The sequence below is a fragment of the Bifidobacterium scaligerum genome, from assembly GCF_002802865.1.
GTDB lineage: Bacteria > Actinomycetota > Actinomycetes > Actinomycetales > Bifidobacteriaceae > Bifidobacterium > Bifidobacterium scaligerum.
Genome location: NZ_PGLQ01000001.1, coordinates 527,255 through 548,657 on the forward strand (window position 1 = coordinate 527,255; position 21,403 = coordinate 548,657).

At 57.2% G+C, this 21,403-nt stretch carries 37 protein-coding genes and 1 pseudogene; 29 read left to right on the top strand and 9 right to left on the bottom strand.

Features of this window, described 5'->3' with window-relative positions; translation table 11 throughout:
• The first annotated feature begins 180 nt into the window (after positions 1-180).
• Positions 181-900 carry an HAD hydrolase-like protein gene (locus tag CUU80_RS02170; RefSeq protein ID WP_100495733.1) on the top strand — a complete coding sequence of 240 codons (720 nt, stop codon included), beginning with the start codon at positions 181-183 and terminating at the stop codon, positions 898-900.
• Positions 901-1,086: 186 nt separating this feature from the next.
• On the opposite strand, the gene CUU80_RS02175 is transcribed toward CUU80_RS02170, so the two are convergent.
• From CUU80_RS02175 to CUU80_RS02190, 4 genes are all read right to left on the bottom strand, one after another.
• Positions 1,087-1,473 (bottom strand): hypothetical protein, encoded by a 387-nt coding sequence (locus tag CUU80_RS02175; RefSeq protein ID WP_100495734.1) that lies wholly within the window; start codon positions 1,471-1,473, stop codon positions 1,087-1,089.
• A gap of 18 nt (positions 1,474-1,491) precedes the next feature.
• The gene (locus tag CUU80_RS02180) at positions 1,492-2,130 is read right to left on the bottom strand and encodes a MerR family transcriptional regulator (protein ID WP_100495947.1); all 639 of its coding nucleotides are present in this window, start codon (positions 2,128-2,130) and stop codon (positions 1,492-1,494) included.
• Between the two features lie 93 nt (positions 2,131-2,223).
• On the bottom strand, positions 2,224-2,667 hold the full coding sequence (locus CUU80_RS02185; protein WP_100495735.1) for an FHA domain-containing protein: 444 nt from the start codon (positions 2,665-2,667) through the stop codon (positions 2,224-2,226).
• A 204-nt stretch (positions 2,668-2,871) separates the two neighbouring features.
• Positions 2,872-4,065, bottom strand: coding sequence for a tyrosine-type recombinase/integrase (locus CUU80_RS02190; RefSeq protein ID WP_100495736.1), 1,194 nt, complete (start codon positions 4,063-4,065; stop codon positions 2,872-2,874).
• Positions 4,066-4,097: 32 nt separating this feature from the next.
• Between CUU80_RS02190 and CUU80_RS02195 the strand changes: the two genes are divergently transcribed.
• Both CUU80_RS02195 and CUU80_RS02200 read left to right on the top strand, forming a co-directional pair.
• The gene (locus tag CUU80_RS02195; RefSeq protein ID WP_165775791.1) at positions 4,098-4,934 is read left to right on the top strand and encodes a RelA/SpoT-related domain-containing protein; all 837 of its coding nucleotides are present in this window, start codon (positions 4,098-4,100) and stop codon (positions 4,932-4,934) included.
• Positions 4,894-5,127, top strand: a complete 234-nt coding sequence (locus tag CUU80_RS02200) for a hypothetical protein (RefSeq protein ID WP_133119386.1) — start codon at positions 4,894-4,896, stop codon at positions 5,125-5,127. Before CUU80_RS02195 ends, CUU80_RS02200 begins: the two co-directional genes overlap by 41 nt.
• Before the next feature lie 234 nt (positions 5,128-5,361).
• Here the strand turns inward: CUU80_RS02200 and CUU80_RS02205 are convergent, their stop codons facing one another.
• Genes CUU80_RS02205 through CUU80_RS02220 form a run of 4 tightly spaced genes read right to left on the bottom strand, consistent with a single transcriptional unit; the run spans position 5,362 to position 7,439 of the window.
• Positions 5,362-5,772: an ImmA/IrrE family metallo-endopeptidase gene (locus CUU80_RS02205; protein WP_100495739.1), complete on the bottom strand. Its 411-nt coding sequence runs from the start codon at positions 5,770-5,772 to the stop codon at positions 5,362-5,364.
• 2 nt (positions 5,773-5,774) lie between these two features.
• Positions 5,775-6,542, bottom strand: coding sequence for a DUF1829 domain-containing protein (locus CUU80_RS02210; RefSeq protein WP_100495740.1), 768 nt, complete (start codon positions 6,540-6,542; stop codon positions 5,775-5,777).
• A complete protein-coding gene (locus CUU80_RS02215) occupies positions 6,539-6,997 on the bottom strand; it encodes a DUF6978 family protein (protein ID WP_100495741.1) in 459 nt (152 codons plus the stop codon). The genes CUU80_RS02210 and CUU80_RS02215 overlap by 4 nt, the downstream gene beginning before the upstream one ends.
• 16 nt (positions 6,998-7,013) lie before the next feature.
• Positions 7,014-7,439 carry a helix-turn-helix domain-containing protein gene (locus tag CUU80_RS02220; protein WP_100495742.1) on the bottom strand — a complete coding sequence of 142 codons (426 nt, stop codon included), beginning with the start codon at positions 7,437-7,439 and terminating at the stop codon, positions 7,014-7,016.
• 170 nt (positions 7,440-7,609) lie between these two features.
• On the opposite strand from CUU80_RS02220, the gene CUU80_RS02225 reads away from it, so the two are divergent.
• From CUU80_RS02225 to CUU80_RS11210, 3 genes are all read left to right on the top strand, one after another.
• Positions 7,610-7,840 carry a hypothetical protein gene (locus tag CUU80_RS02225; RefSeq protein ID WP_100495743.1) on the top strand — a complete coding sequence of 77 codons (231 nt, stop codon included), beginning with the start codon at positions 7,610-7,612 and terminating at the stop codon, positions 7,838-7,840.
• Entirely contained in the window at positions 7,809-8,123 is a 315-nt protein-coding gene (locus tag CUU80_RS02230) for a hypothetical protein (RefSeq protein WP_133119387.1), read from the top strand. The genes CUU80_RS02225 and CUU80_RS02230 overlap by 32 nt, the downstream gene beginning before the upstream one ends.
• A gap of 200 nt (positions 8,124-8,323) precedes the next feature.
• Positions 8,324-8,644 (top strand): hypothetical protein, encoded by a 321-nt coding sequence (locus tag CUU80_RS11210; RefSeq protein ID WP_100495745.1) that lies wholly within the window; start codon positions 8,324-8,326, stop codon positions 8,642-8,644.
• Positions 8,645-8,661: 17 nt separating this feature from the next.
• Here the strand turns inward: CUU80_RS11210 and CUU80_RS02240 are convergent, their stop codons facing one another.
• The gene (locus tag CUU80_RS02240; protein WP_100495746.1) at positions 8,662-9,198 is read right to left on the bottom strand and encodes a hypothetical protein; all 537 of its coding nucleotides are present in this window, start codon (positions 9,196-9,198) and stop codon (positions 8,662-8,664) included.
• A 92-nt stretch (positions 9,199-9,290) separates the two neighbouring features.
• Here CUU80_RS02240 and CUU80_RS02245 point away from each other — a divergent pair, with 92 nt between their 5' ends.
• The 23 genes and pseudogenes from CUU80_RS02245 to CUU80_RS02355 all read left to right on the top strand — a co-directional run bounded on the left by CUU80_RS02245 (position 9,291) and on the right by CUU80_RS02355 (position 21,391).
• Positions 9,291-9,539, top strand: a complete 249-nt coding sequence (locus CUU80_RS02245) for a hypothetical protein (RefSeq protein ID WP_100495747.1) — start codon at positions 9,291-9,293, stop codon at positions 9,537-9,539.
• Between the two features lie 298 nt (positions 9,540-9,837).
• Positions 9,838-10,545: a hypothetical protein gene (locus CUU80_RS02250; protein WP_100495748.1), complete on the top strand. Its 708-nt coding sequence runs from the start codon at positions 9,838-9,840 to the stop codon at positions 10,543-10,545.
• Between the two features lie 11 nt (positions 10,546-10,556).
• The gene (locus CUU80_RS02255) at positions 10,557-11,432 is read left to right on the top strand and encodes a ParB N-terminal domain-containing protein (RefSeq protein ID WP_100495749.1); all 876 of its coding nucleotides are present in this window, start codon (positions 10,557-10,559) and stop codon (positions 11,430-11,432) included.
• The gene (locus CUU80_RS02260) at positions 11,429-11,668 is read left to right on the top strand and encodes a hypothetical protein (RefSeq protein WP_100495750.1); all 240 of its coding nucleotides are present in this window, start codon (positions 11,429-11,431) and stop codon (positions 11,666-11,668) included. Before CUU80_RS02255 ends, CUU80_RS02260 begins: the two co-directional genes overlap by 4 nt.
• Positions 11,665-11,814, top strand: coding sequence for a hypothetical protein (locus tag CUU80_RS10745; protein WP_165775793.1), 150 nt, complete (start codon positions 11,665-11,667; stop codon positions 11,812-11,814). Before CUU80_RS02260 ends, CUU80_RS10745 begins: the two co-directional genes overlap by 4 nt.
• Positions 11,814-12,363, top strand: a pseudogene (locus tag CUU80_RS02265) (single-stranded DNA-binding protein). Before CUU80_RS10745 ends, CUU80_RS02265 begins: the two are co-directional and overlap by 1 nt.
• A 12-nt stretch (positions 12,364-12,375) precedes the next feature.
• Positions 12,376-12,567, top strand: coding sequence for a hypothetical protein (locus tag CUU80_RS02270; RefSeq protein ID WP_100495751.1), 192 nt, complete (start codon positions 12,376-12,378; stop codon positions 12,565-12,567).
• Positions 12,564-13,586, top strand: a complete 1,023-nt coding sequence (locus tag CUU80_RS02275; RefSeq protein WP_100495752.1) for a helix-turn-helix domain-containing protein — start codon at positions 12,564-12,566, stop codon at positions 13,584-13,586. Before CUU80_RS02270 ends, CUU80_RS02275 begins: the two co-directional genes overlap by 4 nt.
• A complete protein-coding gene (locus tag CUU80_RS02280) occupies positions 13,583-14,146 on the top strand; it encodes a 3'-5' exonuclease family protein (RefSeq protein ID WP_100495753.1) in 564 nt (187 codons plus the stop codon). Before CUU80_RS02275 ends, CUU80_RS02280 begins: the two co-directional genes overlap by 4 nt.
• Complete coding sequence (locus tag CUU80_RS02285) at positions 14,143-14,541, top strand: HNH endonuclease (RefSeq protein WP_100495754.1); 399 nt, start codon at positions 14,143-14,145, stop codon at positions 14,539-14,541. Before CUU80_RS02280 ends, CUU80_RS02285 begins: the two co-directional genes overlap by 4 nt.
• 319 nt (positions 14,542-14,860) lie before the next feature.
• Positions 14,861-15,238, top strand: coding sequence for a hypothetical protein (locus CUU80_RS02290; RefSeq protein WP_100495755.1), 378 nt, complete (start codon positions 14,861-14,863; stop codon positions 15,236-15,238).
• Entirely contained in the window at positions 15,235-15,417 is a 183-nt protein-coding gene (locus CUU80_RS02295) for a hypothetical protein (RefSeq protein ID WP_100495756.1), read from the top strand. Before CUU80_RS02290 ends, CUU80_RS02295 begins: the two co-directional genes overlap by 4 nt.
• A gap of 2 nt (positions 15,418-15,419) precedes the next feature.
• Positions 15,420-15,728: a hypothetical protein gene (locus CUU80_RS02300; protein ID WP_100495757.1), complete on the top strand. Its 309-nt coding sequence runs from the start codon at positions 15,420-15,422 to the stop codon at positions 15,726-15,728.
• Entirely contained in the window at positions 15,725-16,015 is a 291-nt protein-coding gene (locus CUU80_RS02305; RefSeq protein WP_100495758.1) for a hypothetical protein, read from the top strand. Before CUU80_RS02300 ends, CUU80_RS02305 begins: the two co-directional genes overlap by 4 nt.
• The gene (locus CUU80_RS02310; RefSeq protein ID WP_133119388.1) at positions 16,012-16,662 is read left to right on the top strand and encodes a hypothetical protein; all 651 of its coding nucleotides are present in this window, start codon (positions 16,012-16,014) and stop codon (positions 16,660-16,662) included. The genes CUU80_RS02305 and CUU80_RS02310 overlap by 4 nt, the downstream gene beginning before the upstream one ends.
• 17 nt (positions 16,663-16,679) lie before the next feature.
• Positions 16,680-17,000, top strand: a complete 321-nt coding sequence (locus tag CUU80_RS02315; RefSeq protein ID WP_100495760.1) for a hypothetical protein — start codon at positions 16,680-16,682, stop codon at positions 16,998-17,000.
• Positions 16,993-17,262, top strand: coding sequence for a hypothetical protein (locus CUU80_RS02320; RefSeq protein WP_100495761.1), 270 nt, complete (start codon positions 16,993-16,995; stop codon positions 17,260-17,262). The genes CUU80_RS02315 and CUU80_RS02320 overlap by 8 nt, the downstream gene beginning before the upstream one ends.
• Positions 17,259-17,450: a hypothetical protein gene (locus tag CUU80_RS02325; RefSeq protein WP_100495762.1), complete on the top strand. Its 192-nt coding sequence runs from the start codon at positions 17,259-17,261 to the stop codon at positions 17,448-17,450. The genes CUU80_RS02320 and CUU80_RS02325 overlap by 4 nt, the downstream gene beginning before the upstream one ends.
• Before the next feature lie 12 nt (positions 17,451-17,462).
• Positions 17,463-18,419: a DNA adenine methylase gene (locus CUU80_RS02330; RefSeq protein WP_100495763.1), complete on the top strand. Its 957-nt coding sequence runs from the start codon at positions 17,463-17,465 to the stop codon at positions 18,417-18,419.
• Between the two features lie 75 nt (positions 18,420-18,494).
• Positions 18,495-19,289 carry a hypothetical protein gene (locus CUU80_RS02335; protein ID WP_100495764.1) on the top strand — a complete coding sequence of 265 codons (795 nt, stop codon included), beginning with the start codon at positions 18,495-18,497 and terminating at the stop codon, positions 19,287-19,289.
• 70 nt (positions 19,290-19,359) lie between these two features.
• Positions 19,360-19,557 carry a type II toxin-antitoxin system HicA family toxin gene (locus CUU80_RS02340; RefSeq protein WP_100495765.1) on the top strand — a complete coding sequence of 66 codons (198 nt, stop codon included), beginning with the start codon at positions 19,360-19,362 and terminating at the stop codon, positions 19,555-19,557.
• On the top strand, positions 19,554-19,967 hold the full coding sequence (locus CUU80_RS02345) for a type II toxin-antitoxin system HicB family antitoxin (protein WP_100495766.1): 414 nt from the start codon (positions 19,554-19,556) through the stop codon (positions 19,965-19,967). Before CUU80_RS02340 ends, CUU80_RS02345 begins: the two co-directional genes overlap by 4 nt.
• A 917-nt stretch (positions 19,968-20,884) precedes the next feature.
• Positions 20,885-21,391, top strand: coding sequence for a bifunctional DNA primase/polymerase (locus CUU80_RS02355; RefSeq protein ID WP_100495768.1), 507 nt, complete (start codon positions 20,885-20,887; stop codon positions 21,389-21,391).
• Positions 21,392-21,403: the final 12 nt, after the last annotated feature.

Below are 21,403 nucleotides of genomic sequence, written 5' to 3' on the forward strand. Positions count from 1 at the left end.
ACTGCACTGTGCAGTAGAGATACATTCTACATGAACAACACGTGAACTATATGCCCAGTCATGACGGCTGGGCATAATCATTGCTGGTATGTAGCGCGTTGCGATTGAGTCCATCAGCTAGTAATTGGATGGTTTGCACGTGCGCCAATTACAAGATGAATGACAGGGGGAGAAGACCTCATGGCACAACACCCGAGAAAAGTGGTCCTGCTGGATCTCGATGGCACACTGACCAAGTCTGATGGAGGTATCATCGCATCCGTTGTGAAAACGTTTGAAGCTCTTGGCCGTCCTGTACCAGACGACGCCGAGTTACATCGTTTCATCGGACCTGCGATCATCGAATCCTTGCAACGTAACCATGTGCCAGAGGATGAGCTGGATCGTGCTGTGGACATCTATCGCAGCTTTTACGCAGATAAAGCCGTATTCGACGACCCCAATGAACCGGGGAACAAAGTGCCTGGCCGTTTAGTAAATGTCGTGTTTCCGGGGATTCGTGAACAACTGCTTAAGCTACGCGCTGATGGTTATTATCTGGCACTGGCCAGCTGCAAGCCGGAATACCAATGTATACCGATCTGCGAGCATTTCCATCTCACCGAGCTATTGGATGGAATATATGGCGCATCCAAGGACAACACCCGACTCGACAAGGATCAGGTGATTCGTTACTGCTTCGACAAGATCGGTTTTGATGGTGAAGCTGGTGACCGTGCCGTGATGATCGGCGATCGATACACGGATATTGACGGTGCTCGGGCTTGCGGTCTCGACACAATCGGCTGCCGTTGGGGTTATGCTCCAGCCGGTGAGATGGAAGAACACGGTGTCTATGAAATCATTGAGACCACCAACCAACTTGAGGACGCCGTCAACCGATACTTCGCAACGCACTGATTCCGCTGACTGATCTCGCTGTCCTCAAGCAGTGATGTTACCGCTAGCCACCGAGGGAAGCGAGATCAGAGAGTGATTACAATATCAGATTGAATCGTACAAGAGTGAATTTTTTGGTGTCGTTCTGTTGCTGCTCTATGCAATCTGACATAACGTACATTATCGGCTATTTAGAAAAAGCTCCACTTACCGTTTGCCGATCGCTGATTTCAACCGTTGATCCATCTCAGATTCCATCGCATGGCGTGCCTGAAAATACATGGTTATGATTTCCGCCAATACCAGAATCGAGATAATGATGGCTCCAAAGATACCGACACGTTCATACCAAGTGCGGAATATGCTATCAAGGTCATCGGCGATCAGCATATAAACCGGAAAAGGCAATAACGCCATAATAAATGACATAACATGCAGTCTGACCATGGTCCAGCTGACAATAGGTACATAGGATCTACGAGAACGAGACCTCAGCAATTGGCCGCGATGTACTGTCACAACAATAATGAATATCGCTAAAGCAACAGCGGAAAGCCATAATACGAAAGGCAAAAGATTGTTGACGTTAATCATAGAACGTGTTTTATCCGATCAGTCGTAAGATTCTTCGCGCTGCAACCGTTGCGCTTCAATTTTTTTCCGCATACGCATGGCGGTAAGTTCATCGATTGGTCGTACGGCTCGTCCAGTTGATGGTTGATGTTTAAGATCTACATAATCCTCATGATCCAGAGCAACCGCGATCTGATGCCAAAGCGATCCCACCGAAACCGCAAATACCGCTTTTCCACTGCGCAACAGTTCAAGCATTTGTTCACTCGTCGTGCATTCATGCACTGTCTGGCCATCACACATAATGGTTACATCGGCCAACTGCGCTGTAGCTCGTTGGGTAAGGAAACCGATGGCTGCAGTGACGTTTTGCAGGTTCACACCAGCATCAAGCAATTTCTTGGACACAGCAAGGATTACTACATCTTTAAATGAATACAGACGGCGAGATCCTGAACCATGCGATGGATTAATAGACGGCTCCACGATTTGTTTACGTGCCCAATAATCCAGCTGACGATAGGTTATACCAGCTATTTTCGAGGCAACAGTTCCTCGATATCCGCGTGTGATTTCTTCAACGTCAGGACTTGAAAACAATTCCCCTTGAATTGCACCGTCATTGAGATTCGTGCGTTCCGCGAGAGGAACATGTAAAGACAAACTAGTCTGTTCCATATCCCTCTCCCCTGCACTCATTTTTCATCCTGCATTGACCGCTACGGCAAAAGGAGACAGACTGCCGTAGTAATTTCTACAATCCAACCATGGTTACCGTGAAATAATGGCGGATTTAGTAAAGAAGACGAGCCGGAATTTACCGATCATAATTTCATCGCCGTTTTTCAATGCGACTTGGTCCACACGCTGACGGTTAACGTACGTACCGTTCAAGCTGCCTGCATCAACAACGTAGAAAGTACCGTTAACCCTGCGGAACACGGCATGTTGACGAGACACCGTAGAATCATCCAACAAAATATCTGCCCGAGGATCTCGCCCCACGGTGATTTCATCTTCGTCAAGCAAGTAACGGGAACCAGATACCGCTCCCCTAGCGGAAATGAGCAGAGCCGTTCCCTCAGACAATCTGGTAATCGTATCCAAGTCCTCTTGTGTAAGCGGACGATCACCAGTAGTGGTAATGGGCAATACATTAATTGCAGGCAGGCCAATGATGGTAGTTTCACCTGCGCTTGGAATCGGATCAGTCATAATCTCTTATTCTACCTACTCCCCTGATTTTTTTCCGCATCATTCTGCAGAAACGCCAGAATTTGTGAATCAACCCCGCGCAAGAGGTGCAGGGAAAACGAGTATAACGAAAAACCCGGAACCATAAAGGTTCCGGGTTAATTGTCGGGCCGGCGGGATTTGAACCCGCGACCATAAAACCCGAAAGCCCTACTCCCGCTTGGATTATGCGGCTTCGGAAACTGTTTTTGCCCACATTTTGCCCACATTCTCCTGAAGCAATAGTTCGCCCATACGCTCCGCCAACGCGTCCAGATCATCGTCGAACAGGTCCGCGTACACGTCCAACGTCATCGCCGCCGACGCATGCCCGAGCTGGTGCTGCACCGCCTTCACGTTCGCGCCGCTGCCGACCATGAGGCTCGCCGCCGTATGCCGCAGGTCATGGCAGGTCATGCGCGGCACCCCCGCACGTATGCATGCTTTGGCGAACCAGCTGCGGTCATCGGATTTCGGCGAATGCGGCTGATGCGTGTACCCGTCCGCCGTGGACGAATCCGGGAACACCAATTCGTCCGGTTCGCGCCCGTCGCACAACTCGTGCAGCATGCCATCGAGTTCACGGGGGAACATGACGTTGCGGACCTCCCATGTCTTCGGCGTGCCCACGATCATTCGCCGCTGCACCTGCGTGGCCGATTTGTCCACGTTGATGCGATGCCTGTCGAAATCGATGTCCGCCACCGTGAGCCCCACGCATTCACCCCACCTCAATCCGGTCAATCCCAAGGTGAGCACCAGCGTGCGTTTCAACGGGGTGGGGCACTCCCCCGCCAATCGGCACAGCTGTTCGATGGTCAGATACGTGTGTTTCGCCCGTGTCTTCCTCGGCAGTTCCACGCCGCGTGCCGGATTCGACGGGATTCGCCGGTCCTTGACCGCATCGTCGAGGATCCCGGCCAGCAGGCCGTGCGCCCTCAATACGACGCTCGCGCTCTTCGGCCGGGCCAATACGAGCTCGCGGCCGCGTTCGTCCACGACGGTCTTGCCTTGGCTGATGGACGCGACCCACTGCTGCACGTCCTCGCGGCGCACTTCGGATACGGGGATTCGCTGCCAGACAGGTTCCGCGTATTTGCGCCACGCGCCCTCCAGATCGTCGTAATAGCTGGGCTTGACCGTGAGCTTCTTCTTCGCGAGCCATGCTTCGGCGAGCATGCCGACGGTGGCCTTGCCGGCCTGAGGATCGATGAACGTGCCCTCCGCCTTCGCGACGGTCACCTGCTTCGCGGCCCAGTTGGTCGCGTCGATTTTCCTCTTGAATCCACGCTTGTCGGTCTGCGTTCCATCCGGCTTGCGATACCTCACGCGGTATCGGTTTTCGCCTTTGCTGGTCTTGTATCTGGTGACATTCGCCATGGATGCCTCTATTCCGATATATCCTGATGAGGATGGACGATGAATTCAAAGTGCCACCGAAGCCGTGGACCGGAGCAAGCATCAAGGCGCTCCGAGACGAGATAGTGCGAGGCGGCGAGGAAGTTCCTGGACTGAGCTACCAGACCGTCTATGTCTGGTATTCGCGGGTGTTGCTCGATGTGGTGGACAGGCTTGGCCGCGTCGACTATGTCGGAATCATCGGCGAGCAGCCGGAAATCTCCTTCAGGGTCAAAACGGTCGATACCCTGAGGGACAAGCTCATACGGCAGGACAGCACACCCTTGTATCGGATCCATGACATCATCGGCGCAAGGGTCACCGCCAGTATGACGCTCCAGCAGCAGAATGATCTGGTTCAGGCCATTGCCGCGCTGTTCCCCAAGCACCAGATATCCGATATGAGGGAGCATCCTCATAGCGGATATAGGGGCGTGCACGTCATCGCTGGTCTTCCCCGCGGCATATTCGCAGAAATACAAATTAGGACTCTTCCGCAGGACGCATGGGCCAACTGCTATGAGGCGATAGCTGACCGTTATGGCAGAGAAATAAGGTATGGAGAATACCCCGACTCCCCTAAGGGCAGGGAGCTCGTTCAGGCGATTCAGGGTACATCCGATGGGATAAGAAGCCTGGAACTTCTTGACTCGGAACAGGGAATCGCAGTCGGCGACATCCTCGATAACGTGACCAAGATGATGCGTCATCTGACGGAGTATTATCATGCGCCGAATCCTCAGGAACTTGAGAAGATAATAAAAATCGCTAATAATACTGGTAGTCTGATGCTCAAATTGGGAGGCGAACATGGTCGGAATGGTAATCCGGTACAACCGGAAGACCGGTGACAGGATCGTGCGCGAATACCCCGGCCAGAACGGGTATGCGAATGCGGTCTCCGACCCGGATTTCCGCAAGGACATGGGCAAGCATCTCGGTGATTGGGAGCTGGCCGTCATAGGCTCCGATTCGTTTGATTCGATTCGCACCACGCACTCCCGGTATTTCACGGGACGCGACGTGACTCCCATACACGCATGATTGAATAGCATTTTGGGTGTGCTTCGCCCGTATAATGACGGGTGAAGTCTCCTCCTTTCTTCAAACTACGTGGATTCTTCACTCTGCCGAACGGAATGTTGGTGGCATTCCCCGGCATCGCCTCGTTGACGTTGGTAACGTCGGCGAGGCGTTTTTATATGTTGAAAAATCCGAAAATCAGCATATAGAAGAACGGAATCGGTTGCCGATAGCCATAAAGCATAAGAAATCGAATCATAGGAGCATCCCACTGTCGTGCAGGTATTCCCTGTAGTCGTCGATGACCTCGGGGGTCACGTTCAGCTCCTCCGCCATCTGGAAGCGTTCGCCTTCGTATATGCGTTCCGCCAACGCGTACTCCGTGGGCGATATCAATAGTCTCGCGGTCATGAGCCGGCAGCGATGCTCCCTTTCGTGGCCTTCGTCCTGGTACATGCGGTGCACGAGCTCATGCACGAGCGTGCAGCGTTTCCGCGTGTAGGTCATCGAACGGTCGATGAGTATCGTGTCCTGACTGCGCGAGTACACGCCCTGCAGATCATCACGGAATACTTCGCTCATGACCGTCAATCCGGGAGCAAGCGTGTACAGGCTCATGCGCATCGGCCCGTAATTCAGATGCGCGTCAACAGGCAGGGGAATCATTTTCAGGCCGCGAGTTCGATGGGGGCGCGTTCGCCGAGTTCGCTGTAGCGGATGACGGTGACGCCGTAATTCATGAACGCGTGCACAGCGCCTTCCTGCAAGGGCGTCTCCCGGTCATCGCCAATGACGATGAGCTTGGACTCTCTGCGCTGAGGAGCCTGTTTGGTGTCGTTCCAGCCGAACATGATCTGGCGCACCGTGTCCTTGTCAAGCCTGTTGGGTGCCTGGCAGAAGCGGGTGGGGTGGTTGGCGCTTCTCTGGAACAGGAAATCGAAGTTGTTGTCGTAACTGGAGATGCCGCGTATCTGCACGTCCGGCGTGTAGAACACGTTATGCCTGTCGAGTTCTGCGGCCACGTCTTCGGCGAAGTATTCCGCGACTTTCCTTTGCGTGGTTTCCATGATCGCGCCGATGTTACTCAATGCCTGCACGTATCTGTTCATGGCATCGGCGCGGCCGTCTTCGGCGAATAGTGTGATCTGGCCGTCCGCTTCGAGTTTGGCCCCGAATTTGCAGGCGATGCGTTCCATTCGTGCTTTCCGTGCTTCGGTAAGCGTCATTCCGCCCTGCTGGAACATGGCGAATGTGTATCCGTCATCGGTGAGGCTGATGGAGTCGCCTTCGGTTTTGGCGTAGAAGCACAGTTCGTCGTTCGAACGGTCGAGGTACGGCAGTGTGATTTCGTTCCATTCGCCTGTATTGCGGATGGAGGATTCGTGTTTGAGCCATTCCCCGTATTCCTCGATGAGGCTGTCGGTTTCGGTGTTCATATCAGACTCTCCTGGAAAAGGGGTTTGCGTATCACGTTGAATTTGTCCAATAGCAGTATTGTATCTTTCACGAAGTCGGGTGAGTCGATGTCCGCCGGGTAGGCGTTCCAATCATCTTCGCCTTCTTTGTATATGTGCCAGTGCGTGCCGCCTATTTGGGTGCCGTCCGGGTTTCTGTGCGTGGAGCCGTTGACGCACAGGCGGAGCAGGGGGATTCCGAGACGGGTGATTCGCGCGGACATGGAATGCCGGTCTTTGTTGAGGGTTCCCTGATATACGGCGATGATGAAATCCTCGCCGTCGTCATCGGATTGGACATGGAATTCGGCGTTGTGCTCTCCTGCCATGGGCATTTTGAACACCTGTTCCACGGCGTGCTTTGTCGTGGTTATGAGCCTGTCCGCTTCGTCCTGCGAAAGGAAATATCTTTGAGTGCGGTTTTTCTTCCTCGCCATGATGTTTTCCTCGTCTTCATTCCGCCACGTCCGGGTCGGGGTCGTGTTTGTGGGGGCTGCGGCTGGCGGCGAGACTGTAGGGGTCTTCTGCCAATTGTTGGAGTACGGCGGCACGTTTCGCCTGCTCGGCTGCGGCGATATCCTCCAATTCCGCTGCCGATGGGACGGAAACCGGGGAATCCGCTGCCGAAGAGACGGAAGAAGACTCAACCATCGGCACCACCAATTGACTCGGTGAAATTCCCCATATTCTACTGATTATCTCCAAGTCGTTTAATGTCCATTCCTTCTCGTCATTGACGCGAGCTCGGACATAGCTCTCACTTCGATCCATCTTCCTCGCAAGCTCACGGTTTGACATACGGCGTATCCCAAGTTGAGCACGAATATTAGTACTTGCAATTTTGCCTAAACTGCTTACTTCGATTTTCTTGCTTCCCATGCCTCTCATAATAAACAGCTTTGCACTTAGACGCGCACAAATCTAACTCTTAATAGGTCAAATAATACATATTGCGTTCAATTGACAACACGCCGTGCGTTATCTTGACTTGCTATGCGTTCAATTGAGTGCATAATGAATATTGCAAAGCAAACAGGAGGACAGCAGAGATGGACATCGTAGAAATCAAGGAAACCCCGGCAGAGGAGACCGAAGTGAAAACCGTGGTCACCAGAGAGAACGAGGTCTCCACGTTCACCGCCGAATGGAAGGACGGCCAGAGGCTGACCGTCACCAAGCATCGCGACGGGTCCTACACCCTGCGAATCGGACGCGGCGGACAAGGCGAAAAGGTCAAGCTCAGTAGCGATGCCTACTTCAACCTCGCCAACATCTTCTGAAACCTCGAAACCAAATCGAAAGGCCATCATGCCGGAATTGAATCAGGTCGTCGCTGACCGAATGAAATCGTCTCTGACCTCTTTGCACATATCAATCAGAGATTATGCATCAAAGGCGGGCTTGGGTTACGAAGCAGCAAAAAGACGAGTTAACGGCGAGATTCCATTGACACTCAGCGATATTCAAATCTTCTGCAAAGTGACCGGATACAAGCCATCAGAACTCTTGGAAAACAAGTTTGTTTTGAAGTCTTCTCCTGCGCTCGCTGATGGGAGGGAATGATGGTGTTTTGGAAACGCGAGGACCGGAACCGCTGTCCGGAACCGGTCGAGGGGCCAACGCCTAAGCCGCTCCCCTGCCCATTGTGCGGAGGCGAAGCCCGCACGAGGATGGACGGAATAAGCCAGTCCCCGTATTCCAAAACCGAATACTGGGACTGCCGATGCGAGCAATGCGGGCACGGATTCCGTGAGCCGTTCTCTATGTTCAACAACAACTTCGCTTACAACGAACGCACGGCCATCGAACTATGGAACAGGAACGTCGAATCGGAACGCAAGGTCATCTCCAGCCCATTGGAGGAATGCCCGCAATGCCATTGCCTCCCGAAGGTCATGAAAAACAATAAGAGTGGCGAGGCATTCCTTCGATGTCCGAAATGCGGCCACTACTCCAGCGGTAAAGACCCCATCAAGACCAAATCCATTTGGAACACATGGTGTCAACGGTGTCTGGAGAACCGGACCAAGGCCGAACAACAGGCCGAACAACTGAAACGAATCATCGGAGGAGGCAAGGAATGACCATCACGGATAACACGTCACCCCTGATGCGTCAGCAGTGCGATGGACTCCTCATGCGACTCAAGGGCCTTACCGAACGACTTGATGATCTTGCTTTGCGTCTCAACAATCTCGTTGAGCCGGGCGGCGACATCGACGATCTGCTCCATGCCTGCGATGCTCTCCTGCTGGATTGCATTGAGCTGGGCCGACGCTTTCAGGACATGTTCGACGCACTCCAGCACTCCGAGGAGCTGAGAACGCATCCGTTCCTCAGATTCTGTTGTCGTATCGGCGCTACCGGTTGGAGGCTGATCATCGCTCATTGGTTCAACGACGGGGAAGGATTCTGTGGGCGTCTGGTCTCCAAACTTGGATTCAAGCTTGTCCACCTTGGCTGCGAGCTTTTCAAACTCGGATTCAAGGTCTCCACTCTTCTCCCTAGACCGGGAAAACAGTGACTTGAGCGTATCGATGCCGGTCTTGATGTTCTTTGCGCTTTTCGCACCGCTCACGAACATCTGCGTGCCGAATTCGATTCCCTCCGTTATCTGCTGTACGTCGTTTGCATCCATTTTGATTCTTCCCTTCGTCGGATTGGTTTGTTTGTGTCGCAGCTTCAAGCCTACCGGCGAAGGGATCCTTACCTCTTGAAAGAAGAAACCTCATGAATACGAGTGATTACGGGCGTCATGCCAGCGGGTATCGCAAGCCCGACGCGACTGAGGCGGATCGGCGGCTGGCGTTCAAGGCCGGTTTGTGGCTGGCTGTGCTGGCCGTCTGTCTGGTCTGGGTGTTGACGCATTCGGGTTGCGCCCACCCGGTCGGCAACGGGTTGGCGTCGCTGGTGGGATTCGGTTTCGTGCCCATCCGTCTGGCCTGTCTGCTGACTGCGGACGCGTTGCCCGGCGAATAAACAGGTCTTGCCCACAGGCCGGGGGTTCTTTTCTGGTCAATTTCTTCCCTCCGGCCTGTGGGCGGCGACAAAGGACAGTCGTTAACACCAAATAACTGAACAGGAATTATCCATGGCGGGAACGTGATCGGGTCAGATGCGTCCGTTCCCGTCGCAAGGGCCCGGAAGGTTCCCCGGTACGCAGATCGCACGGTGTCATGTACGTGCGGCAAACGTCGGGTCTTGGTTCGATTCCAAGCGGTCCACTCCCCCAAAGGGAAAAGAAAAAGCCCAATCGACTATCGGAAAGGAATGAAGAATGATGAACGAGGTCGGTGTCATCAACGAGGGCGAGGCCCGTCGTATCACGGAACGCATCTGCATTCTGCTGGATACGACCGCAAGCCAGCTCGACCGTCTGGCCTCGCTCGTGAACGAGGCATACAGAAAAAGGGTGGATAAGGCGCTTGGCTACACGTCGTGGGGCGAATACGCGGAACACGAGTTCGCAACCCATACCGTGAACCTCACCGCACCCATCCGGCGTGAACTGGTAGGCAGGCTCTCCGAAGCCGGCATGAGCACGCGTGCGATAGCGCCTGCAATCAACGTCAGCAAGTCCACCGTTGCCGACGACATTCAACTGTCCAGAAATCGGACAGTTGAAAACCAGGCCATTCCTTCGGCTACGGCGGATCCTTCGGTGGTAGGCATCGACGGCAAGGTTCGCTCGTATCCGAAGCCCGAACCGGTGGAGCATGTCGATACCGATACCGGGGAAGTCGTCGATGAATCCGGAGCCGTCGCATCCGTCCAGCCGGTAACTGTTCGCCGGTCTCCTCGCCGTCCGCTCGCGGAACAGTTCACGCATACCATCGTCCAATTGATGAAGGATACGGATGCATTGTCGAGACTTGTTGACGACGACCGTTTCCAATCCAATAAACAAAACATCGCCCTTCGGAACAAGAGCGATGTGATTCGCGCCATCGAAGCACTATCCAAAGTTCTCGAAGCGCTCAAGTGAAGGAATTCACCATGAACAAGAATACCCAGCAGACAGCCGAATTCAAATACAAGAGTGTCATGCTCACGCCGAGCATGGCCAAGGAACTGCTCGCCCACAACACGCATAACCGCAAGGTCATCCAATCTCGTGTCAACGTCTGGGCGGAAAGCATGAAACGCGGCGAATGGCAGTTCAACGGCCAACCCATCGTCATCGCCAAGGATGGCACCATTCTCGACGGCCAGCACAGGCTGCTCGCATGCGTGCAGTCCGGAGCCACGATTCCCGTGCTTATCATCATCGGGGTCGAGCAGGACGCTCAGGACACGATGGATACGGGCAAGGCGAGAACCTTGAGCGACGTGCTGTCCTTGCGTGGGGAGAAAAACGCGACGAATCTGGCGGCGCTTCTCACGGGACTCGTCAAAAGCGAGAAATACATGCTGTCGGCGGCCTTCAACGGCGGCTCGAATTATCCCGTCACGAACGGTGAATGCCTTGAATACCTGCGACAGCATCCCGAGGTGCGAGATACGGTCAACATCGTCAAACCCGCTTCGAAGAACGCGTACATCAGCCAGAAGTGCATGGGAGTGCTCTACACGAAGTTCCAGGAGGCCGGCGCAGATTACGCCGATGACTTCCTGTACAAGCTCTCAAGCGGTGAAGGCCTGTTAGACGGGGATCCGATTCTCACTCTGCGCAGCACGTTGAAGCGCATCCATGATTCGGTTCACGGCAAACCGAACTATGTCTTTGTCGCCGCCATCATCATCAAGACCTGGAACGCCTTTGTCAACGGGAAGCAGCTGAAGATCCTGAAATACCAGCTCGGGGGGAACAAAGAGACTTTCCCCGTGATCGAGGTTCCGTTCGAAACGCGGTTCGGAGGTGAGGAATCATGAGCGCCACGGAATCGGCGTTGCCTCCGTTGATGTCGATACAGGACATGATGGAGCACACGGGCAAATCGTATTCATTGGTTTCCAAATGGTCTTCCGGCGCGAGGGAATGCCCGTATGGGCCGCCTGTGAGGAACGGGAAGTTCATCATGGGCTGGCGTCCTGAGGTGGTCGCCGCCGTGGACGAGAGGAACACGTACAGCATCGCCGACTACCTGTACGGGAAGGCCGGGAAATGACGGATATCGAATTGTTGGAAGCGTTCTCACGGGCGTTGAGACGGCATTTGGATTCCACGCCCGTGAGGGTTTCGGATGACATGTTCATGAGTCTGGTGGTGATGGCGTTGCAGGAGACGCACGCCGAATTGAGGAAGGTGGAGTGATGGCTGGCGAGACCGTTGTGACGATCATCGGGAACCTGACCCGTGATCCGGAGTTGAGGACCGTTTCCACGGGTGCCGTGGTGGTGAATTTCACGGTGGCGTCCACTCCCAGGACGTTCAACCGTCAATCCGGCCAGTGGGAGGATGGGGCCGCGTTGTATATGCGCTGCTCGTGTTGGCGTGACATGGCCGATCATGTGTCCCGTTCGTTGAAGAAGGGTGATCGTGTGATCGTGCAGGGGTCGCCTCATCCAACGTTCCTATGAGGCCCAGGACGGTTCGACCCGTCAGATCGTGGAGTTGCAGGCGGATGAGATCGGCGCGTCGCTCAGGTATGCGACGGCGGCCGTGGCCCGTCAATCCCGTTCGAACGGTTCTCCGGCACGATCCGGTTACGCGGGCGGCTCCACGTACGGGGCCGTCCCGTCACAGTCCCCGCAACAGCCGACGGAATCCCAGGGCGGGGCCGGGGATCCGTGGGCGGCCTCCGGCGACTGGCAGCCAGCCGCCCCTAATTTTCCTCCGGCCGATGACGATCCGGAATTCTAAGGAGACCTGATCATGAGCCACAAGCCCAGAACACCCTCGCAGACGTGCGTGATCAGCATACGCACCCCATACGGCGGTAACACTGTCCGTCATGAGTTCGTGGGCGACCACATTGGGGTGAGCCCGATGGCGCTCGCCGCCTGGCTGGACATGCTGCATGATCGTTGTTGGATCACTGATATTCGGATTGGAGGTTTGAAATGAGCGCATTGCTTACCGGTAAGGCGTTCGAGGTCAGGGTGGGGCCGTCTCAGGCGGAACGTAACGCGAAGCAGGTGCTGACCCTGCTTGCGAACTTCGCGGATGAGAACGACCGAGCGTGGCCGAGCGTGGACACGCTCGCGGACAAGTTGGAATGCTCTCCCAGCGCCATCAAACGCGCCCTGCGCATCCTTGAGGCCAAGGGTCTGATCGTGCGAGACGAGAACTACGGCACCCGCTACGGAGCCGACCGCAGCCCGTTCGTCTACCAGATCACCATCGACGACGCGGAGCAGGTCACGAAGCAGCGTCGTCGTGCCAAGGCGAAGGCCAAGGAGCGGGAGAAGGCCCGCGAACAACGGGGGTTCACACGTGACACCCCGCGGGATACCACAGCTGAACCCCCGCGGGGGTTCACAAACGACCATGACGGGGGTTCACACGTGACACCCCGCGGGGGTTCACACGTGAACGAACGGGGGTTCACACGTGAACCCCAAACACTTATAGAACATCCAATACAACATCCAAGAGAGAGTACGCGCGCGAACAAAACCGAAAACCAGCGACGCCAAACACTCACCGAATTCCAACCCGACGAAACACTCCAAGCGCTCGCCGACCAACTCGGCTTCAATCTCGCCTACGAACTCGAAAAATTCCGCGACGCCAACACCGCCAAGGGCACCTACCCGGCCGACCCCGCAGCCGCCTTCCGCAACTGGCTCAAACACGGAGCCGAACTCGGCATCAACGGCAAACCCACGGATGGAACCATGCCGGCGCTCGCCGGCGGGGAGTCGGAGTTGGAGCGCAGGGCGCGCAAGCTGGTGGATTCCTCGACGCCGTTGAAGCGACGGCAACCCGATGCGGAGCGTCGCCACGCGTGGATTCCGGCCGTGGCGCGGCTGCTGGGCAAGGGCAGGCCGGCACCGGACATAGTGGCCCTGATCTGCACCGGGAATCCCGAGGAATTGAACGAGATCGGCATCGAAATGGATGATTTGGAGGAGATCGCATGAAGAAGACCGAAGCCCTGCTGTGGGTGGATATCGAGACCACGGGCACGGATCCGTGCACTGATCAGATTCTGGAGATCGGCTTGCGTTGCACTAGCCTGGACACCAGCGAGGAGTATGCGCGTTACGAAAGCATCGTGAAACCTGACTCGTTGCCCACGGGGCGTGAATTCGGCTACGCGTTCAACCTGCACGCGGCGAACGGATTGCTTGCGGAGGTGATCGCCGCCAGCCCGGCAACGCATTCCACGCAACGCATCGCCTGTGAGGTTCTCGCGTTCGTCACCAGTCAGGCGGAAACCCATGTGCTGCATCCGGCGGGCACGAACCTGGTCGGCTTCGATCTGAGGTTCATCGAGCTCATATTCGACAATGCGGCGCTCGAACTGTTCCATAACAGCCTGTCCTACCGGGCGCTGGACATGACCTCGTTCCGATTGATGGAGAAGTCGTTGGGGGCGGACCCGTATGCGGCGCACAAGGGGCCGAAACCGCATCGCGTGCATGATTGCCTGGACACGGACATCGATGATTATCGTCTGTTCCGGGAGTCGATCCGATGAGCGGCAAGGATCACGGCCCGTCCGAACAGGTGCGCCGGCTCGTATTGGCTCGTGACGGCTACCGTTGCGTGGCGTGCGGCCGGTCGGTGGACGGCGTGTGGAGCGGTTACAGCATTCATCACCGTCATCTGCGCAGCCACCCGTTTCCGGGTCTGCATTCACCCTCGAACCTGATCACCTTGTGCGGGTCGGGTACTACCGGCTGTCACGGGGAGGCTCACCAGAATCGGGTTCTGGCCCAACGCATGGGCTGGATCATCCCCATGTGGAACGAGCATCCCGAATCCAGTCCGGTGCGCGATGCCCGTCGAGGCTGGATGCTTTTGGACGATGAGGGGCATGCGACGCCATGCGACGAACACGGCACGCCAAGCCGATGGGGAAGATCATCATGACCGACCTGGGTGAATACTCGCAGTTCACGGCATTGATCCGACAGATGCGCCTCTCCCCCGCATTTTCCCCCACCGGCTGCCAGTGGGCGTACTGCCGTGTCTGCCAGCACCGCTGCCATCCCAGTAAAGACCGGTTATGCGGCCGTTGCCGTGCCCGGCGGCCTCGCTCGTTGAAAACCACCCGATGGGCGTCCTGCACGCGATGCGGCGGCCGCTGCCATCTCCGAGAAGACCGGTTGTGCGGCGTATGCCGCGCCCGTGCGTGGAGGCGAAGCCCTGAAGGCCAAGCCTACCGGCGACAACATGAAAGAAGCATGCGATGATGAACCAAAGCGCATACGACAACCTCAAACAACGAAAACAAGCCGCGGCCGCACGACTCCAAGCGCTCGCCGACCAATGCGGGTCGGACGAACACGAGTTCCTGACGATGGGCGTCCTATGGCTGTCCCTCGTGGGCGAACATGCCAACGACATGGAATGCGGCATGGTCATGCACGCGATCCACACCAAGGACGCGGACCAGCTGCGCACCGCGTTCGCCATCATCCAAGGCACCTATCAAGCGCCTCCACCCGCGAAACCGCCCGCATGCGCCACCTGCGGCGTGAAAGTCAAACCCGGACGCACCACATGCCCCGCGTGCGCGCGAACCGCCAGACGCGCCCGCCGCCGGGCCGGAAGGAGCATGCGATGACACGCCCCAACGACACCCACGCCACGCACATCACCAGCCAAGGCGGCAAGATCGCGAAACACACGTCACGGCATCCCGCCTACCGGCGCGAAGACCCCGAACTCGTGAAGATCATGCTCCGCCTCGCACGCGAAGACCGCGCCGAAACAGAACAACACACCAAACGAAAGGAACAATGACAATGCCGCACTCAATCGACGTTCGTACCGGAAAACGAACCATGATCCTCAAATTCCACAAGCCCAGCCCATGCCCCGCATGCGCGGGCCGCATCAGCCTGAAGGAAATCCCGGCGGACATCGCCCCCAAAAGGTTCCGATACCTGCGGTTCACCTGCAGCCGATGCCACCGGCACGTCAACGTCCTTCACCTTCGCGGCGGGCTCAACGACATGTGGAAGGCAACCGCCATCCGCCTATGGAACACGGCATGCAACGGCGGCCCCACCCACAGCCACATCCTCGATTATTTCACCGGAGGCAACCGATGAGCGAACATGAAGCCAAAATCTACGAACGACAGGAACTGTTCGACGCGCTCGCCGACGCGTTGGACGTCGAGAACCTGACTTTGGCTCCCGCAAACGATTCGGATGACGATGTCGATGACATTCAGGCGCTCGCCGACTACATCTATGAGCATCACGGTCTGCTGACCGATATCAGCCTGTTGGATTCGGATGGCGTCGAACCCGGCCTGTGCTCGCGTTGCGACGACTACGACCCGCGTCTCAACCATGGCCTGTGCCCGGTATGCCGGCAGACCGGAGGGCGATGATGAGTGAACCATTCTGGAAAGGCAAGACCTGCGAGGAGCTGGAAGGCCTGCGGGTCAGGGTCTTTTTCGGGTCGGGCGCGGTGGCGGAGGGAATGCTGAACGCTCAGATGTTGATCGTCTTCACCCGCGGTTTGACGGTCACGGTCTTTCACTACGACGGCGAACATCGAATCCTGCGTCCTTGCGTCCACGTGGAATCCGTTGAACTGTTGGATGCTCCCGACTATGAGCGCATCGAGGATTTCGACGACGTGAGCGCGGGCGATATCGCGGTGTTCGCCAACGGCAACCGGCATCAGGTCACGGACGTTGACCACGAGGACGGGATTATTAGGATCCGGGCCATTGAAGCGCCGGGGGCTTCCGTATGGGCCGACGACCGCATGTTCGATTATGCGTTGCGGCGAAAGCCCCGACTGCCGGATAAGCCCGGCCCGTGGATGGACAAGGACGGAGACCTGTGGTTTTTCGCCGAGGTCGGCAGGATGAATCCCCTCTTCCTGCAGGGCACGCGCGTCAGCCATCAAGACAAGTGGGTTCCCCAAGCGAGTCAGATTCACGTCTACTCGGACAAGACGGCCGACCAGCTCCAATCCCCCGAACCCTATGCCCCGTTCCGCCCATACAAGCCGGGGGTTGAATCATGACGCATCCGAGGATTGACATGCCGCCGACACGATTGCAGTCCATCACGCGATTGTTCACCGGAAGCGAGCACTGCTGCGAATGGTGCTACGAGCGATACATCAAGACGCATCACACCGGCCTGCCGAAGGATTCGATCCCCTGCAAGCGGTGCCCTTACTGCGGCGCATACGGTTGTCCCAGAGCCTTGAGGCATTGGGCCGAATGCCCCGTCTACAATCCGATCGACCCGCCCGCATGGCTCATGCCCATACTCGAACAGATGCTGGAACGGGAATTGGAGGGGTCGAGGAACAAACGTCATATCAACAAGCCGGAACCGGAGGGCGACGATGAGTGAACCGAAACTCACCGAGAACATGATCGCCACCGCCGTCACGTCCATGCTGTGCAACGCATGCGGCTGTCAGCCGCTCGAAGCGCTCGACACATGGGACAGGTGGCTTGTGGAGCATGACCGGCGGATAGCCGAACAGGCATGGGCCGATGGTTGGGAGGAAGGCCAGTATTCGGCCGAATCCTGGTACACGGGCGACACGGAAGCCTCGAAAACCGCCAAGACGCTCGAAGACAACCCGTACTTCAGGAAGGAGGAATCGTGACCAGCGAGCGCAGGAAGGAGATGGCGCGCCACTGGCACGAGCGCGGCACCGACAACGCGACGATAAGCCGACTGCTGGGCTTGAGCGAGGCCGAGGTGAAGGCCATCATCGACAATCCCCCGCAACCGAAACCCGCATCCCACAAACAGTACGGGCCGGAGTTCATCGAACCGCCATTGTTTAACTAGGAGGTCACGTATATGGAAGACCTGCTCAAATCACCCTTCCCGTGGTTCGGCGGCAAGCGCGCCGCCGCGCCCATGGTCTGGCAGCTGTTGGGCGACCTGCTGCAGTACGTGGAGCCGTTCGCCGGCTCGCTGGCCGTCCTGTTGGCCCGCTCCCGCTACGACCGCGACCACGTGGAGACGGTCAACGATCTGGATTGCATGATCGTCAACACATGGCGGGCGATCCGATACGCGCCCGCCGACGTGGCCATACTGTGCACGGCACCGGTCATGGAGGCGGAACTGCACGCGCGGCTCGCCTATGTCAACGAACACCGCACCGATGATTTCACCGCATGGATCGAAGGCGACCCCGCCCATTACGACGCGGCATTGGCCGCCCACTGGCTGTACGCGACCTGCAATTCCATCGGATACCCGTTCGACCCCGGCCCCTGGCACACAGTGGACGGACGCCTCATCCACCTCGCCGACAAGGGACGGGGCATCAACCGGGAGCTGCCCCACCTCGCCGACAAGGGACGGGGCATCAACCGGGAGCTGCCCCACCTCGCCAGCAAGGGGCAGGGCATCCTCGACTACCTGAACCGGTTGGCCAACCGCCTCCAATACACGCGCATCACCTGCGGCGACTGGAGCCGATGCCTCAAACCATCCAGCATCGGACCCAGCGACTGGAACCAGACCGGCGTATTCCTCGACCCGCCCTACCGGAACGCGAACACGAAATACCACACCAGCGACGAGAACACCGTAAGCCAACAGGTCGAGACATGGTGCCTCAACGCACCCGAGGACTGCCGCATCGTCCTGGCAGGCTACGACAACGAACACGACCCGCTGCTCGAACACGGATGGACCAAACACCAAAGCAAACCCGGCGGCAGCGGATACAACCACGGAGCCAACACGAACAGGGAACGACTGTGGGCCAGCCCCGCATGCCACGCCACACCAACCCTCTTCTAAAAAGAAAACCCTCCACTCCGAAGAGCAAAGGGCCAGAACCAATAAGCCATCATACCTTGCGGAGCGGAGGAAATCTTGGACGAAAACAACACCACCCGACAATTCATTCAGGACCTGCGCTCGCTGAAACAGGGTTGGCCCACGCTGGTGCTCATCGCCAACCGACAAGCCACGATAGGCGTCAGCATGCATGGCGGGCATGGGACTCGTAGTGTGGCCGCAAGCCCGTTGAACATGGGAGCATTCCAGCTTGCGGAGGATATCAGCCGGCTGGCTCGAATACTCGTCCGCCGCATGGGATTGCACGCGCACCACGCTATGAGCACGCCCGGACTCCTGCAAGGCTGCATCCTCAACCTGCCGCGCATCGAATCACTCATCCGCGACGACTGGGACAGGCGGAATCTCGCCGTCCACGCGCACGGTCTGGCGGAACGATTGGATTATCTGCTGAACCCGCCTGCCGGTACGCGCATGATCGGCTGGTGTCCCGCCTGTTCGCGTGAGCTGAGAGCCGACGAGCAGGAGCTGGCCGGCGGCTATTTGGAATGCCCGCACTGCCATGCCACACACAAGCTCAAGGACATCCACGAGCTCGACATGCTCCGACTGAGGTTGAGTGGCGTCAAAGGCACACCCGCCCAATTGCAGCGATTGTTGGAGCCGTGGGGCATCGGCATCAAGGCCGACACCATCAAGAAATGGGGTCAACGCGGCATAATCCCGGCCGTGGGCCACGACGGCAACGCTCCCGTCTACCTGATCTGGGACGTGTGGCAGGCGCATACGAGACTCGACGGCTACGACCGCGCCCGGCGGCGTAGCACATCGAAAACCACGAAACGGATAGACGCCGATAGAACGCGATAGAACGCGATATCGAAAGACTCACGTGCCCGCCGCCTTGCATATTGTGCGCATGATGCGTATAATATAGTGTATGAGGTTCAAGGAAATCGAGAAGATACTGCTGACGGACGGCTGGACGCCCATCGCGCAGAAAGGCAGCCACCGCCAGTACATCCATCCCACGAAGACGGGCAAGGTCACAGTGCCCGACCATCGCGGCGACGTGAACCCGTACATCGTCAAATCGATATGGAAGCAAGCCGGAATCAACGAAAAGAGAACGAAATGAAACTCGTCTATCCGATCATCCTCACCCCATACGAGGATCACAGCGGCGGATACGTCGTCACCGCCCCCGACATGCCAGGCCTCGCCACCGGAGGCGACAGCCTCGCCGAAGCCCTCGACATGGCCAAGGACGCCGCCAGCGGCTGGGTGCTCACCGAACTCGAGGAAGGACGCCACGAGCCGCACGCCACGAACATCGCCGACGTGAAACCCGAGGAACCCGGCGGCATCGTCACCCTCATCAGCCTCGACATGGACGCCTACGCCGAAAAATACGGGAAGAAAAGCGTGCGCAAGAACGTCACCATCCCCGCATGGCTCGACACGTTCGGCGAACAACAGGGCATCAACTACAGCCAGGTATTGCGCGAAGGCCTCGAACACCGATACAACGAACTGCAGAACGCATAGAAAACAACGACGCTGCTTGACAAAACCTAACTGTCCCGCACATACTATCTACAGTGGTCATTTCCATACCTACGGTACGGGGATGAAGCGAACGGCCGCACATCACAATACTGATGGCGGCCGTTCGCATATCCACGTCGGCTCAGTCTTTCCGGATGGCAGGTACTCATGCCCCACCTACGGCAGCGCCCCAATTGGAACAGCAGCGACAGGCGAGGCAGGCTCCCCGCGAACTGGCCGGAGCTCAGGGCCAAGGTCAGGGAACGGGCGCACGGCCTATGCCAGGCGAAGCATCACGTTCCCGAATGCGATGGAATCGGAACCGACTGCGACCACGTCACCGCAGGCGACGATCACAGCCTTGACAACCTGCAATGGCTGTCGCATCCTTGCCATAAAGCCAAGACCGAAAAGGAGAACGCCGAAAGAAACGCGCGCAGAGCGCGCATGAGAAAGCATCCGAAGGAAAGATTCCCCGGATTGCTTGATTGAAGCGGTGGAAGCCGAATCCCTCGGGTGGGGGTGGACTCCTCCGTTCCCCGGGTGTAACCGCCGGATAGCACTTCCGGTTGTACGTACGTTCTGGATTCCTGTTTTGGCTGGTTTGGCGGTTTTCCTGTGTCGGGTGGTGTTCGGGGCGGTATGGCCTGTTTTTGTCCGTCCTGTGCCGTGTTTTGGGTGTCGCGCGGCTGGTTGACCGGTTTTATTTCGTGACACTTTTAGCGTTGTCACGAAATATCGTAAACCGTTGGAATTATTGGGTTTTCAGCGTTTTTTAGCACATGTAACGCTATAATTAAATCGTGACATGCTGTGAATACTGCCATAAGGAAATACAACAGCCTTCTGGGCGCGGACGCAAGCGCCGCTACTGCTCCGACGTATGCCGTCAGGCCGCGCACCGGCACGGCAGACCCATGCCGGTACCCTGCGAAATGGTGCTCGCAGACCGGTGGATGCGATGGAAGCGCGTCACCCGAGGCGACGGCACCACCAAGCAACCGCTCACCGCGGACGGCAGGCCCGCGTCAAGCACCGATCCGAGCACATGGACCGCACTCGAACAAGCGGAAAACTCGCCAATAGGCGACGGTCTCGGCTTCGCGCTCGGAGAAGGATTCGCCTGCATCGACCTCGACCACTGCTACGACAACCGAGGATACCTCACCGACTGGGCCAAAATGCTCATCGCACCCGTGACAGACAGGACCTACATCGAAATCAGCCCCAGCGGCGACGGACTGCACATCTGGGGCACCGCCCCACAACAGACCGGCATCAGAATCCGCAACACCCTCGGCATGAACATCGAAGCCTACACGCAAAACCGCTATATGACCTACACCGGCCGCACCTTCCGAGGCTCCCCCGCCAAACTCGCGGACCTCACCTTCCTGCTCACGGTCATACCAAAACTCGCATAACACCAAAGGAGG

Excerpts from the sequence above, each read along its gene's own strand:
- CUU80_RS02170 (WP_100495733.1), top strand. The coding sequence starts at position 181 with ATGGCACAACACCCGAGAAAAGTGGTCCTGCTGGATCTCGATGGCACA.
- CUU80_RS02175 (WP_100495734.1), bottom strand. The coding sequence starts at position 1,473 with ATGATTAACGTCAACAATCTTTTGCCTTTCGTATTATGGCTTTCCGCT.
- CUU80_RS02180 (WP_100495947.1), bottom strand. The coding sequence starts at position 2,130 with ATGGAACAGACTAGTTTGTCTTTACATGTTCCTCTCGCGGAACGCACG.
- CUU80_RS02185 (WP_100495735.1), bottom strand. The coding sequence starts at position 2,667 with ATGACTGATCCGATTCCAAGCGCAGGTGAAACTACCATCATTGGCCTG.
- CUU80_RS02190 (WP_100495736.1), bottom strand. The coding sequence starts at position 4,065 with ATGGCGAATGTCACCAGATACAAGACCAGCAAAGGCGAAAACCGATAC.
- CUU80_RS02195 (WP_165775791.1), top strand. The coding sequence starts at position 4,098 with ATGGACGATGAATTCAAAGTGCCACCGAAGCCGTGGACCGGAGCAAGC.
- CUU80_RS02200 (WP_133119386.1), top strand. The coding sequence starts at position 4,894 with ATGGTCGGAATGGTAATCCGGTACAACCGGAAGACCGGTGACAGGATC.
- CUU80_RS02205 (WP_100495739.1), bottom strand. The coding sequence starts at position 5,772 with ATGATTCCCCTGCCTGTTGACGCGCATCTGAATTACGGGCCGATGCGC.
- CUU80_RS02210 (WP_100495740.1), bottom strand. The coding sequence starts at position 6,542 with ATGAACACCGAAACCGACAGCCTCATCGAGGAATACGGGGAATGGCTC.
- CUU80_RS02215 (WP_100495741.1), bottom strand. The coding sequence starts at position 6,997 with ATGGCGAGGAAGAAAAACCGCACTCAAAGATATTTCCTTTCGCAGGAC.
- CUU80_RS02220 (WP_100495742.1), bottom strand. The coding sequence starts at position 7,439 with ATGGGAAGCAAGAAAATCGAAGTAAGCAGTTTAGGCAAAATTGCAAGT.
- CUU80_RS02225 (WP_100495743.1), top strand. The coding sequence starts at position 7,610 with ATGGACATCGTAGAAATCAAGGAAACCCCGGCAGAGGAGACCGAAGTG.
- CUU80_RS02230 (WP_133119387.1), top strand. The coding sequence starts at position 7,809 with ATGCCTACTTCAACCTCGCCAACATCTTCTGAAACCTCGAAACCAAAT.
- CUU80_RS11210 (WP_100495745.1), top strand. The coding sequence starts at position 8,324 with ATGTTCAACAACAACTTCGCTTACAACGAACGCACGGCCATCGAACTA.
- CUU80_RS02240 (WP_100495746.1), bottom strand. The coding sequence starts at position 9,198 with ATGGATGCAAACGACGTACAGCAGATAACGGAGGGAATCGAATTCGGC.
- CUU80_RS02245 (WP_100495747.1), top strand. The coding sequence starts at position 9,291 with ATGAATACGAGTGATTACGGGCGTCATGCCAGCGGGTATCGCAAGCCC.
- CUU80_RS02250 (WP_100495748.1), top strand. The coding sequence starts at position 9,838 with ATGATGAACGAGGTCGGTGTCATCAACGAGGGCGAGGCCCGTCGTATC.
- CUU80_RS02255 (WP_100495749.1), top strand. The coding sequence starts at position 10,557 with ATGAACAAGAATACCCAGCAGACAGCCGAATTCAAATACAAGAGTGTC.
- CUU80_RS02260 (WP_100495750.1), top strand. The coding sequence starts at position 11,429 with ATGAGCGCCACGGAATCGGCGTTGCCTCCGTTGATGTCGATACAGGAC.
- CUU80_RS10745 (WP_165775793.1), top strand. The coding sequence starts at position 11,665 with ATGACGGATATCGAATTGTTGGAAGCGTTCTCACGGGCGTTGAGACGG.
- CUU80_RS02270 (WP_100495751.1), top strand. The coding sequence starts at position 12,376 with ATGAGCCACAAGCCCAGAACACCCTCGCAGACGTGCGTGATCAGCATA.
- CUU80_RS02275 (WP_100495752.1), top strand. The coding sequence starts at position 12,564 with ATGAGCGCATTGCTTACCGGTAAGGCGTTCGAGGTCAGGGTGGGGCCG.
- CUU80_RS02280 (WP_100495753.1), top strand. The coding sequence starts at position 13,583 with ATGAAGAAGACCGAAGCCCTGCTGTGGGTGGATATCGAGACCACGGGC.
- CUU80_RS02285 (WP_100495754.1), top strand. The coding sequence starts at position 14,143 with ATGAGCGGCAAGGATCACGGCCCGTCCGAACAGGTGCGCCGGCTCGTA.
- CUU80_RS02290 (WP_100495755.1), top strand. The coding sequence starts at position 14,861 with ATGATGAACCAAAGCGCATACGACAACCTCAAACAACGAAAACAAGCC.
- CUU80_RS02295 (WP_100495756.1), top strand. The coding sequence starts at position 15,235 with ATGACACGCCCCAACGACACCCACGCCACGCACATCACCAGCCAAGGC.
- CUU80_RS02300 (WP_100495757.1), top strand. The coding sequence starts at position 15,420 with ATGCCGCACTCAATCGACGTTCGTACCGGAAAACGAACCATGATCCTC.
- CUU80_RS02305 (WP_100495758.1), top strand. The coding sequence starts at position 15,725 with ATGAGCGAACATGAAGCCAAAATCTACGAACGACAGGAACTGTTCGAC.
- CUU80_RS02310 (WP_133119388.1), top strand. The coding sequence starts at position 16,012 with ATGATGAGTGAACCATTCTGGAAAGGCAAGACCTGCGAGGAGCTGGAA.
- CUU80_RS02315 (WP_100495760.1), top strand. The coding sequence starts at position 16,680 with ATGCCGCCGACACGATTGCAGTCCATCACGCGATTGTTCACCGGAAGC.
- CUU80_RS02320 (WP_100495761.1), top strand. The coding sequence starts at position 16,993 with ATGAGTGAACCGAAACTCACCGAGAACATGATCGCCACCGCCGTCACG.
- CUU80_RS02330 (WP_100495763.1), top strand. The coding sequence starts at position 17,463 with ATGGAAGACCTGCTCAAATCACCCTTCCCGTGGTTCGGCGGCAAGCGC.
- CUU80_RS02340 (WP_100495765.1), top strand. The coding sequence starts at position 19,360 with ATGAGGTTCAAGGAAATCGAGAAGATACTGCTGACGGACGGCTGGACG.
- CUU80_RS02345 (WP_100495766.1), top strand. The coding sequence starts at position 19,554 with ATGAAACTCGTCTATCCGATCATCCTCACCCCATACGAGGATCACAGC.
- CUU80_RS02355 (WP_100495768.1), top strand. The coding sequence starts at position 20,885 with ATGCCGGTACCCTGCGAAATGGTGCTCGCAGACCGGTGGATGCGATGG.